The 10506-nt window shown below is 63.8% G+C and carries 9 protein-coding genes and 1 pseudogene; 4 read left to right on the top strand and 6 right to left on the bottom strand.

The genetic code is table 11. The features are described from left to right. Both EN884_RS12345 and EN884_RS12340 read right to left on the bottom strand, forming a co-directional pair. A pseudogene (locus EN884_RS12345) lies at positions 1 to 561 on the bottom strand (ABC transporter); the annotation flags it as partial. Next, the gene (locus tag EN884_RS12340) at positions 561 to 1727 is read right to left on the bottom strand and encodes an FAD-binding oxidoreductase (protein WP_063170110.1); all 1167 of its coding nucleotides are present in this window, start codon (positions 1725 to 1727) and stop codon (positions 561 to 563) included. The gene EN884_RS12340 and the pseudogene EN884_RS12345, both read right to left, overlap by 1 nt. 145 nt (positions 1728 to 1872) lie before the next feature. Here EN884_RS12340 and EN884_RS12335 point away from each other — a divergent pair, with 145 nt between their 5' ends. Genes EN884_RS12335 through EN884_RS12320 form a run of 4 tightly spaced genes read left to right on the top strand, consistent with a single transcriptional unit; the run spans position 1873 to position 5541 of the window. Beyond that, positions 1873 to 2811: a MurR/RpiR family transcriptional regulator gene (locus EN884_RS12335; RefSeq protein ID WP_063170109.1), complete on the top strand. Its 939-nt coding sequence runs from the start codon at positions 1873 to 1875 to the stop codon at positions 2809 to 2811. Then, complete coding sequence (locus EN884_RS12330) at positions 2808 to 3455, top strand: isochorismatase family cysteine hydrolase (RefSeq protein ID WP_013530318.1); 648 nt, start codon at positions 2808 to 2810, stop codon at positions 3453 to 3455. Before EN884_RS12335 ends, EN884_RS12330 begins: the two co-directional genes overlap by 4 nt. After that, on the top strand, positions 3452 to 4774 hold the full coding sequence (locus EN884_RS12325; RefSeq protein ID WP_013530317.1) for a glutamine synthetase: 1323 nt from the start codon (positions 3452 to 3454) through the stop codon (positions 4772 to 4774). Before EN884_RS12330 ends, EN884_RS12325 begins: the two co-directional genes overlap by 4 nt. Further along, on the top strand, positions 4774 to 5541 hold the full coding sequence (locus tag EN884_RS12320; RefSeq protein WP_024502302.1) for an N-formylglutamate amidohydrolase: 768 nt from the start codon (positions 4774 to 4776) through the stop codon (positions 5539 to 5541). The genes EN884_RS12325 and EN884_RS12320 overlap by 1 nt, the downstream gene beginning before the upstream one ends. Before the next feature lie 186 nt (positions 5542 to 5727). Here EN884_RS12320 and EN884_RS12315 read toward each other — a convergent pair whose 3' ends face one another. From EN884_RS12315 to uxuA, 4 genes are all read right to left on the bottom strand, one after another. After that, on the bottom strand, positions 5728 to 6747 hold the full coding sequence (locus EN884_RS12315; RefSeq protein ID WP_024502301.1) for an NADP-dependent oxidoreductase: 1020 nt from the start codon (positions 6745 to 6747) through the stop codon (positions 5728 to 5730). A 25-nt stretch (positions 6748 to 6772) separates the two neighbouring features. Next, positions 6773 to 8095: an LLM class flavin-dependent oxidoreductase gene (locus EN884_RS12310; RefSeq protein ID WP_063170108.1), complete on the bottom strand. Its 1323-nt coding sequence runs from the start codon at positions 8093 to 8095 to the stop codon at positions 6773 to 6775. A 335-nt stretch (positions 8096 to 8430) separates the two neighbouring features. Then, positions 8431 to 9450 carry an isopenicillin N synthase family oxygenase gene (locus EN884_RS12305; protein WP_013530313.1) on the bottom strand — a complete coding sequence of 340 codons (1020 nt, stop codon included), beginning with the start codon at positions 9448 to 9450 and terminating at the stop codon, positions 8431 to 8433. Positions 9451 to 9766: 316 nt separating this feature from the next. Continuing rightward, on the bottom strand, positions 9767 to 10506 hold a 740-nt coding region (gene uxuA / locus EN884_RS12300), incomplete at its 5' end, for a mannonate dehydratase (protein WP_128360564.1).

Raw genomic sequence — 10506 nt, 5'->3', positions numbered from 1 at the left:
GGTCCACAGCCCGACCTCACGCGGCACGCCGTAGAAAGGCTGGCTGCCGCGGGTGATCTCGCGCCCGGCGACCAGCAGCGTGTAGACGATGATCAGCATGGCCAGCGTGGCGATCGAGGCGCTCGATCCGGAAAGCCTTAGCAGCGGCGCACCGGTCAGCAGGCCGACGACGACCGCCAGAGCCAGGACGATGGCCAGCGCTGCGACGAAGGAGAGTTGATGGCCGGCGAGGAATTGCGGCAGGTCGCGCAGCGCCGTTCGCTGCAGTGCCGTCGGCATGGTGAGGATGCCTGTCGCATAGGCGCCGAGGCCGACAAAGGCCGCCTGGCCGAACGAGACGATGCCGCTGTTGCCGGAGAATATCTGCAGGCCGAGCACCGCCGTCAGCATGATCGCGGCATAGGTGACGACGCGTTGCATGGCGGCGCCGCCGAAGATGAAGGCGGCAAGCGCCACCAGCAACAGCACCGCGACCATGCACAGGGCATCGGCCGTGGCGTTGCGGAACGCGGCCGGCATGAAGCCGGAACTCTTGCTCTCGCTCGTCGTCACCGACGCCATCACGCGGCCCTGAAGCGATCGGGTGAAAACGGGGCCAGGATCGGTTGCGCGCCTTGGGTGACCAGCTTGGCCACCGCCTCGCCGACTGCCGGCCCGGTCTTGAAGCCGTGGCCGGAAGACCCCGCCGAAACGACCAGCCCTTCGACATCAGGCATGGCGCCGATGACCGGCAGATCGTCGGGGCTCATGTCGTAGAGACCGGCATAGCCCGGCCGGATGCCAAGCTCGGCCATGGCCGGCACGCGGCTGGCGAAGGTCTCCAGGATCTCGACCGATTCCTGCTCCTCGACACCTTCCATGTAATCATCGGGATTTTCGACGAAGCGTGGACGGCCTGCATGTTCGTGGCGCAGGCCGGTGCCGCCGCCGGCCCAGGTCCCGGCGAGGATGACGCCGTCATTGTCTGGCCGCGCATAGTTGCAGGAAATGTCGTCGCACCAGGCGAACGGCATGACCTGCCTTGCCTTGCCGGCAGCGTCGAGCACGGCCATCGGATGGCGCTCGACATGCAGCGGCAGATCGAGGCCGACCGTCGCCAGCAGCCGGCGCGTCCACGGCCCGGCGGCCAGGACGACGGTATCGGCCTCCAGCATCGTTCCATCGGTCAAGATGACACCCGTGATGCGGTCGCCCTGCCGCTGGAGGCTCTCGACCAACGTGTTCTGCATGATCCTGGCACCACTGGCGCGGGCGGCACGGGCAATAGCATTGGTGGCGCCGAAGGCATCGGCATAGCCATACTCGGGTTCCCACAGCGCCAGCGCGACATTGTCCAGGGCAAAGCCCGGTGCGGCATCGGCAAAGGCCTGCGGCGACAATGTCTTGATGCGCGCGCCCTCGCCGCGGATGCGTTCGGCTGCCGACGTCCAGCTCGCCTTGTTGTCGTTGCCGCAGACCCACATCATGCCGATTTCGGTGACAAAGGATCCTTCGCCCGCGATTTCGGGCAGCGACACCAGGATCTCTCGGCCACGGATGGATAGCTGCGACAGTTCCGGCATCAGGTAGAAGGCGTGCAGCAGCGCCGACGATTTGCCCGACGGGCCGCCGGCGGGATGGGTCTGCTCGACCAGCGTGACCTTCACACCGGCTTTGGCCAGATCATAGGCCGCGCTCGATCCGACAATACCGGCACCGACGACGATGACGTCGCTTCCATTTCGCATGGCTGTTCCCCACAGTCTCTTGGCTGCTTTTCGACAAGGTAGGGCCAGCGATCGCGCAATGTCAACATCTCTTCATTGTTGACCGATATTTAAATCTCTGTAATAAACTCGACAAAACAAGAGAACACGGATTCCGGGGAGGCCCATGGCGATACGCGATGTTCTGATGCGCGGGGATCTTGCGCTGACGCCGTCGGAGGAGAAGATCGTTCGACTGCTGTTGACGGACTATCCGACCTCCGGCCTCGGCACCGCCTCATCGCTCGCCCGGCGCGCTGGCGTCAGCGATCCAACCGTGGTGCGGCTGGTGATGAAGCTCGGCTATGAAGGGTTTCCGGATTTCCAGGCGAGGCTTCTGGCCGAAGTCGAGGCAAGACTGCACTCGCCGCTGCTGATGATGGAGGCCAAGCGGCAGAGCGGTTCCAACGACAGCGCCGTGCTGGCCTATCTCGATAGCGTCACCACGGCCTTGCAGAAAGCCACCGCCGCGACACCCGTCCAGACTTACGAGCGGGCGGCCCGCTTGCTGATGGAGGCCAAGGGCGAGATCGTGATGGTTGGCGGCCGGTTCAGCCGCCACATCGCCGGCATGCTGGCCGGCTATCTCGTGCAGTTCCGCTCCGGGGTTCGCGATCTCGGCGTGCTCTCTCCGCAGATCTTCGACACGCTGGCCGACCTCGGCCGGCGCGACGTGCTCGTCGTCTTCGACTACCGCCGCTACCAACTCGATGTGATGGCCTATGCAAAACAAGCGGCGGCGCTCGATGTGCGCATCGTCCTGTTCACCGACCAATGGCTGTCGCCGATATCAGATCTCGCCGAAGTCACCATCGTCAGCCCGCTCGAAGTCGCCTCACCTTACGACACGCTGGCGCCGGCGATCGCACAGATGGAAGCGTTGGTCGCCCATATCGTTTCGACGCTGGGCGACGAGGCCCGCGCCCGCATCGAGCGACTCGAAAAGGTGCGGCATGCCAATGCCGTGACGCTCGACAGCGAACCGCAAGAGAACGGCGCGCGCAAGACACCCGGCCCCCGCAAGACACCGGGACCCAAATCAGCAAAGCAGGACGACAAAGCATGACCCAGGCCCTACCCAAACGAGACGAAGCCTTCCGTGCCGGCGAAACGGCACTGCTACTCGTCGACATGCAGCGCATCTGGCTGGAGCCGGGCGCCGATCCGTCGCATCCGGAACGTGGCCCCGATCATTATTTTTACCGGCAGACATCCTCGCAGACGATCCCCAACCAGGAGCGCCTGCTGGCGGCGGCGCGGGCCAATGGCGTCGAGGTGCTGCACACCATCATTCAGAGCCTGACCGAAGACGGCCGTGAGCGCTCGCTCGACCACAAGCTGACACCGATCCATGTTGCGCCCAGTCTCCCCGAAGGACTGCCGGTGGCATCGCTGGCGCCGGTTGGCGACGAGATCATGTTGCCGAAGACGTCGTCGGGCATCTTCAATTCGACCAATGTCGACTATCTCCTCAAGAACCTCGGCATCCGCTATCTCGTCGTGGTCGGCGTGCTGACCGATCAATGCGTCGACATGGCGGTGCGCGACGGCGCCGACCGCGGCTATCTTGTCACCTGCGTATCGGATGCCTGCGCCACCATCACCCAGGAACGCCACGACATCGCGCTCAAGGCCTTCGGCGGCTACTGCTGGGTGGCTGACACCGACACGGTCGTCGACCGCTTCAACGCTTTGGGAAAACCGGCATGACGTCGACTGTCGAGCCTCTGGTTGCCGTCGTCACCACGGATCTCTCCGCCGTCACGCGGGGCCGTTTCGTTGCCGAAAGCAAGTTGCAGAAGACCGCCACGACCGGCGTCGGTTGGCTGCAGGCCAATCTGTCGCTGACACCGTTCAACTCGATCGTCGATCCCAACCCCTGGGGCTCGTCGGGCGACCTGCGGCTGATCCCCGATCTCGAAGCGCGCTTTCGCACGACACGCACCGGATCGGCAACGCCATTCGATATGGTCGCCGGCGACATCGTCGAGCTCGACGGCAGCCCATGGCTCGGCTGCACCCGCACGATGCTCAAAGACGCGCTGGCCGATTTGAAAGCCGCAACCGGCCTGTCGGTCATCGCCGCTTTCGAGCACGAATTCAACGTTGCCGACGGCGGCTTCGCACAGGCGCATTCAATGTCTTTCGCCGCACTGCGCCGCGCCGACCCTTTCGCGCCCAATCTGATGGCGGCGCTCGAGGAAGCCGGCGTCGCGCCCGAGGTGGTCATCGCCGAATTCGGCGACGAGCAGTTCGAGGTGACGCACGAGCCGGCGGACGCGCTGACGGCGGCCGACCGCGCCGTCGCCATCCGCGAAATCACGCGCGAGTTGGCGCGCAATGCCGGCTGGCGTGCGAGCTTCGCCCCCAAGACAGCGCCAACCGCCGTCGGCAACGGCGTCCACATCCATTTCAGCTTCGTCGACGAGGCCGGCAAGCCGATGACTTACGATCCGGCACTGGCGGGCGGCCTTTCCGCCAAAGCGGGCGCCTTCTGTGCCGGCGTGCTGCGCCATCTGCCTGGGATGACCGCCATGACGGCGTCGAGCGTGTCGTCCTTCTACCGGCTGAAGCCGCACAGCTGGAGTTCTTCCTACACCTGGCTTGCCGACCGCGACCGCGAGGCGTCGCTGCGCATCTGCCCGACGGTGACGATCGGCGGACGGGATCCGGCGCGGCAATACAACATCGAATACCGGGCCGCCGACGCCACCGGCAATCCCTATCTGTCGCTGGCGGCGATCATCCGCGCCGGGCTGGAGGGGCTGGAGGCGGGCCTGCCGTCGCCACCTTTGGTCACCGGCGACCCGACACTGATGAGCGAGGCGGAGCGGGCAAGTCTTGGTCTGGTGCGCCTGCCCGAAACCCTGCCCGCGGCACTGGACGCGCTGCTGGCCGACGGCACCGTGACGGGATGGTTCGCGCCCGTCTTCATCGAAACCTTCGTCGGCCTCAAGCGACATGAAGCCGAGCGTCTTGCCGGTCTCGATCCGGCCTCCATCTGCGATCTCTACCGGACGCTCTATTGATGACCGCAGTGACAAAAAAAGATTGGCCCGAGGCCGTCGAGGCCCTCAACGAGCACGGCCGTTCCGATATCGTGCTGTTGTGCGAGCATGCGTCCAACCACATGCCGGTCGAGTATCGACAGCTTGGCCTCGATGCCCACCATCTGCAGCGCCACATCGCCTGGGATATCGGCGCCGCCGAAGTGACCCGCCTGCTGTCGTCGAAGCTCGATGCTCCGGCCTTCCTCAGCGGCTATTCGCGGCTGCTGATCGACCTCAACCGGCCACTGGGCACGCCAGGCAGCATTCCGGTACTGTCGGAAGACACCGACATTCCCGGGAATGTCGGCATCGATGCGGCGGAGCGGACCCGGCGCGCCGAGATCATCTTTTCGCCGTTCCATGACCGGGTGACCGCTTATCTCGACCGCCGGGCACAAGCAGGCCGGCAGACGCGGATCGTGACGATCCATTCTTTCACGCCGGTCTTCCTCGGCGTCAGCAGGCCCTGGCATGCCGGCGTGCTGCATGACCAAGCAAGAGGTCTCGCCGAAGCGATCCTTTCGGGCCTGCGCACCGATGCGGCGCTCAATGTTGCGGCCAATGTACCCTATGTGATCAGCCGCGACGCCGACTACGCCGTGCCCATCCATGGCGACGATCGCGGCATCGCCGCCGTCCTCGTCGAGATCCGGCAGGATCTTTTGTCGACACGGTCCGGCATCGAGGAATGGGCGGACCGGCTGGCGGCGGCACTGCCGGCACTCGAGACAGAAACCGTGCCGTGAGCAATCCAAGCCTGCGCGAGCGCGACGCCGCGACCATCGCCCAGATCGGCAAGTTGCGTTTCTCGCCGCTCGGCGTCATCGGCAGCCGGGGCAACCGGCTGATCGGCGGCTGCTGGCAATCACGCCCCGCGGCCACGGCTGCGGCAGAAATTACCCAAGCAGCCCCGCCTGATCGTTGCGCGGCATTTATTCCGCGATACGCACGATCAGCTTGCCGAAATTCTTGCCATCGAGAAGGCCGAGAAAGGCCTGTGGTGCATTTTCGATGCCATCGACGATATCTTCCCTGTAGCGGACGCGGCCGGACGATATCCATTCGGCCATCTCACGATAGAAGGCCGGGCGCTGGTCGACAAATTCACGCTGGATAAACCCCCTGATCGTCAGGCTGCGGTGCAGCACTTGCTGCATCAATACCGGCAAGCGGTCGACGCCGGCATCCGCGATGACGTTGTACTGCGCGATCAGCCCGCAGACCGGCACACGCGCAAATTCGTTCAGCAGCGGAAACACCGCGTCCCAGACAGGACCACCGACATTCTCGAAATAGATGTCGATGCCACCGGGGCAGGCTGCCTTCAACTGCTCGGCAAAATCATCGGCACGGTGATCGACGACCGCATCGAAGCCGAGTTCGTCTCGCACGAAGGCGCACTTGTCGGCACCGCCGGCAATGCCGACGGCACGCGCGCCCTTGATGCGCGCGATCTGGCCAACGGCCGACCCGACCGCGCCGCTGGCGGCCGCCACGACGACCGTCTCGCCAGGCTTCGGCTGCCCGATGGTGAGCAGACCGGCATAGGCCGTGAAGCCCGGCATGCCGAGCACGCCAAGCGCCGTCGTGATGGGTGCCGCAGCGGGATCCAGCTTGCGCAGCCCCACACCGTCGGACAAGGCAAAACTCTGCCAGCCGGAATGGGACAACACGATATCCCCTTCGGTAAATTCCGGGTGGCGAGAGATCACGACGCGCGCAACAGTACCGCCTTCCATCACGCCGTCGACATCGACGGGCCTGGCATAGGATTTCGTAGCGTTCATGCGCCCGCGCATATAGGGATCGAGCGACAGATAGAGGATCTGCAGCAGCAGTTCGCCCTCTCCCGGCTGGACGACATCAACCGTCTCGATGCGGAAATCATCCGGCTTTGGCCGGCCTTGTGGCCGCGCCGCGAGCACGATGCGGGTGTTGGACTGGATCGACATCGAAAATCTCCCTGCGAAGAAGGCTCTACTCGAAAAACCGGTTGGGCGGACGCTTCAGGCCGAGATTCTCGCGCAGTGTCGACCCTTCATATTGCCGCCTGAAGATCCCTCGCCTTTGCAATTCCGGCACCACCTTCTCGGCAAAATCATCGAGCCCGGCGGGCAGGTATGGAAACATGATGTTGAACCCGTCGGAACCCTCGCCGATCAGCCATTCCTCCATCTCGTCGGCGATTGTTTCAGGCGTGCCGACAAAAGCAAGGCCGGAATAGCCGCCCAGCCTTTGCGCAAGCTGCCTGACGGTCAGGTTCTCCTCGCGTGCCAGTTCGATGACGCGCTCGCGGCCACTCTTCGAGGCATTGGTCTCGGGGATTTCGGGCAAGGGCGCGTCGGGATCAAAACCGGACGCGTCATGTCCGATGGCGATCGACAGCGAGGCGATGCCGCTCTCGTAGTAGACGAGACTGTCGAGCTTCGCCCGCTTGGCCTGCGCGTCCTCGACGCTGTCACCGACAACGACAAAGGCGCCGGGCAGGATCTTGATGTCGTCACGCGACCGGCCAAGCCTTTCCGCACGGCCTTTGACGTCGGCGAAGAAGCGCTGCCCCGCCGCGAGATCGGCATGGGCGGCGAAAATGACCTCCGCTGTCTCCGCCGCCAGTTGGCGTCCTGCCTCCGAGGCGCCGGCCTGCACGATGACCGGCCAGCCCTGGATTGGCCGCGCGATGTTGAGTGGGCCGCGCACCGAGAGATGCTCACCCTTATGGTCGAGCACATGCAGCCTGGCCGGGTCGAAATAGAACCCGCTTTCGGCGTCGCGGATGAAGGCATCGTCGGCAAAGCTGTCCCACAGGCCGGTGACGACATCGTAGAATTCCCGGGCCCGCCGGTAGCGCTCGTCATGCTCGACATGCTCGTCGAGGCCGAAATTGAGCGCCGCATCCGGATTGGACGTGGTGACGATGTTCCAGCCGGCGCGTCCGCCGCTGATATGGTCGAGCGAGGCGAAGCGGCGGGCAACATGATAGGGCGCGTCGAACGTCGTCGATGCGGTGGCGACCAGCCCGATATGGTCGGTGACGGCGGCGAGCGCCGACAAAAGCGTGAACGGCTCGAACGAGGTGACCGTGTGGCTGCGCCGCAGCGCCTCGATCGGCATGTTGAGAACGGCCAGATGGTCGGCCATGAAGAAGGCGTCGAACTTCGCCGCCTCCAAGGTCTGGGCGAAGCGCTTCAGATGCGCGAAATTGAAATTGGCGTCGGCATAGGCGCCCGGATAGCGCCAGGCGCCGGTATGCAGGCTGACGGGGCGCATGAAGGCGCCGAGGTGCAATTGTTTTTGTGTCATGAAAGTCGTTTCGACCGATCGATACAGTCGAGCACTAGCGCTCGAATCCTAAACTCAGGATCGGACGGTCCGCGCAACTCGGGAAGATATCCTGTTCCTCCACACCGGCCTTTTGCAGCATAGGTTTTGCGCTGTCCGGGACCAGGACAAAAAATGGCCGGGCTCGAATGCGGCCCGGCCAAAAGAAGGTTTGAACCTTCAGAGGGGAACACCGTCCAGCGGAATGGGAGGAAACCGCTAAACGATTTTACCTTTTTGCGCCTATCTCGAAGCCTTGGCGACGAATGGCATTCCAAAAAACATATGAAACGGCAAAAATTCGTGCAGAGCTGAGTTCACGAACCCGCCGCTCCGGCCTGGAGAAGATCGGCATAGTGGCGGCGTGCCACGTCGGGATGTGAACGCAGTCGGCTTTTGAGCACATTGGTGCCGACATCGCGGAACAACGGATTGTCCGGATCGCTTGCCGGCCCGCGCGCTTCGGCCGCCAATTCCTCGGGCAGGGTCAGAAGCGGTATGGTCGCGTCCAGCCGCGCACTGAAGAAGAAGGGAACGGAGATCCGCTCGACGCCGGCAGGCGGCGTCACGACGCGGTGAACGGTGGCACGCAAATACCCATTCGATGCCAGTTCGAGCAGTTCGCCAATGTTGACGACCAGCGTTCCAGGGAGCGGATCCACATTCACCCAGCTTCCGTCATATTCGACCTGCAGGCCCTTGTTGTCGTCCTGCAGCAGCAGGGTGAGGAAACCGCCATCCTTGTGCGCGCCGACGCCCTGGTCGCCTTCGGTCGCGTCACGGCCGGGATAACGGACGATCTTCATGCGATGGTTGGGCGAGTCCCGATAGATCGCGTCGAAGGCGTCCTCGGGCTGATCGAGCGATAGTGCGAAGGCTTTCAGCAGCCGAATGGCCACCGCGGTCGCCTTGGCCTGCCATGCAAGCAGTGCCGGCTTGAGCTCCGGCAGTGCAGACGGCCACTGGTTCGGCCCCTGCAGCCGTGTCCACGGTGCAATTCCAGGTCCCTGCGCTATGGGCTGGCGCTCGACGCCGATGTCGAGTTGCTCACGCCAGTCGGCCGCGCCCTTGGTCAGTTCGCCGCCGGCGCGGGTGTAGCCGCGAAACTGCTGGGATTTGACCATTTCGATGGCCAGCTTGTCGGCCTCCGGCAACGCGAAGAACCGTCGCGAGGCATCGAGCACGTCGTCGATCTCCGGGGCGGAAATTCCGTGGCCGCTGAGATAGAAGAAGCCAACGTCCCGGGCTGCCGTACGCAGGTCCAGGAGAAAGGTACGATACTCGGACGCACCTTGTTCGAGGCGGCTCAGGTCAAGCACCGGCACAATTCTGGGCATGTTCAGCTTCCTTCTTTTCTCTGCCCTGGCTTAGGAGAAGTAGAAGCGACCACCGGCAAGAGCTTCGAGCATGAATGCATCTCAAAGTGACACGCAAGGCGTGCCGATCAAAGCAACAGGAAGTCCAATCCGGGCCGGATGGAAGAACGTCAGCGCTGCATATTATGACCTGTCGGCAAATAATTTCCCGACAAGTGCTTTACCCGCCATGCCTCTCGTGGACCGCACTTTCCAGTGCGACAGCGTATAAGTCGCAGCGGAAGCGCAATCGCGCGTGATCGTCTGTAAATCCCGCCAGCCGACCGGCAAGACGGCTTCAAGCCAGCTCGAACCGCTCGATGGCGCGCATGATGCCGCGCAGCTCGGCGAGGCCCTTCAGCCGGCCGATCAGCGAATAGCCGGGGTTGATCCTGGTCTTGCCGATGTCGTCGGCAAGCAGATGGCCATGGTCTGGTCGCATCGGAATGCGCCAGTCGGCACGGCCTTCCCTGCGACGGCGCGCCTCTTCCTGCATCAGAGCGAGGATAACATGCGCCATGTCGGTGCCGCCTTCGAGATGCTCGGCTTCGTAGAACGAGCCGTCATCCTCGATGGTGATGTTGCGGAGGTGGACAAAGTGGATGCGGTCGGCGAATTCCTTGACCATGGCGACGATGTCATTGTCGGCGCGCGTGCCATAAGAGCCGGTGCAGAACGTCAGGCCGTTGGCGGGGCTGTCGACGGCGTTAAGGATGAAACGCGCATCCTCGGCTGTCGAAACGATGCGTGGCAAGCCATAGAGCGAGAAGGGCGGGTCGTCGGGATGGATGCACATGCGCACCCCCTCCTCTTCGGCCACCGGAATGATCTCGCGCAGGAACCAGGCAAGGTTTTGGCGCAGCTCCTTTGGTCCGATCGCATCGTAGTCCGCCAGGGCCTCGCGAAAACTGTCCCTGTCATAGCTGCGATAGGTCGCCGGCAGGCCGGCGATCAGGTTGCGTTCGATCCTGTCGATCGCTTCGCTGCTCAATTCCTTCAGCCGCGCTTCCGCTTCGGCGATACGGGCAGCGGTATAGC

The sequence above is a fragment of the Mesorhizobium sp. M7A.F.Ca.AU.001.01.1.1 genome, from assembly GCF_004022735.1.
Classification (GTDB): Bacteria; Pseudomonadota; Alphaproteobacteria; order Rhizobiales; family Rhizobiaceae; genus Mesorhizobium; species Mesorhizobium ciceri.
The sequence above is the reverse complement of the archived record's forward strand: the minus strand, read 5'-3'. Positions and strand labels throughout refer to the sequence as shown.

What these genes read in the sequence shown, in the direction of transcription:
- EN884_RS12320 (WP_024502302.1), top strand. Translation starts at nt 4,774, where the DNA reads ATGACCGCAGTGACAAAAAAAGATTGGCCCGAGGCCGTCGAGGCCCTC.
- EN884_RS12330 (WP_013530318.1), top strand. Translation starts at nt 2,808, where the DNA reads ATGACCCAGGCCCTACCCAAACGAGACGAAGCCTTCCGTGCCGGCGAA.
- EN884_RS12340 (WP_063170110.1), bottom strand. Translation starts at nt 1,727, where the DNA reads ATGCGAAATGGAAGCGACGTCATCGTCGTCGGTGCCGGTATTGTCGGA.
- EN884_RS12315 (WP_024502301.1), bottom strand. Translation starts at nt 6,747, where the DNA reads ATGTCGATCCAGTCCAACACCCGCATCGTGCTCGCGGCGCGGCCACAA.
- EN884_RS12335 (WP_063170109.1), top strand. Translation starts at nt 1,873, where the DNA reads ATGGCGATACGCGATGTTCTGATGCGCGGGGATCTTGCGCTGACGCCG.
- EN884_RS12305 (WP_013530313.1), bottom strand. Translation starts at nt 9,450, where the DNA reads ATGCCCAGAATTGTGCCGGTGCTTGACCTGAGCCGCCTCGAACAAGGT.
- EN884_RS12325 (WP_013530317.1), top strand. Translation starts at nt 3,452, where the DNA reads ATGACGTCGACTGTCGAGCCTCTGGTTGCCGTCGTCACCACGGATCTC.
- EN884_RS12310 (WP_063170108.1), bottom strand. Translation starts at nt 8,095, where the DNA reads ATGACACAAAAACAATTGCACCTCGGCGCCTTCATGCGCCCCGTCAGC.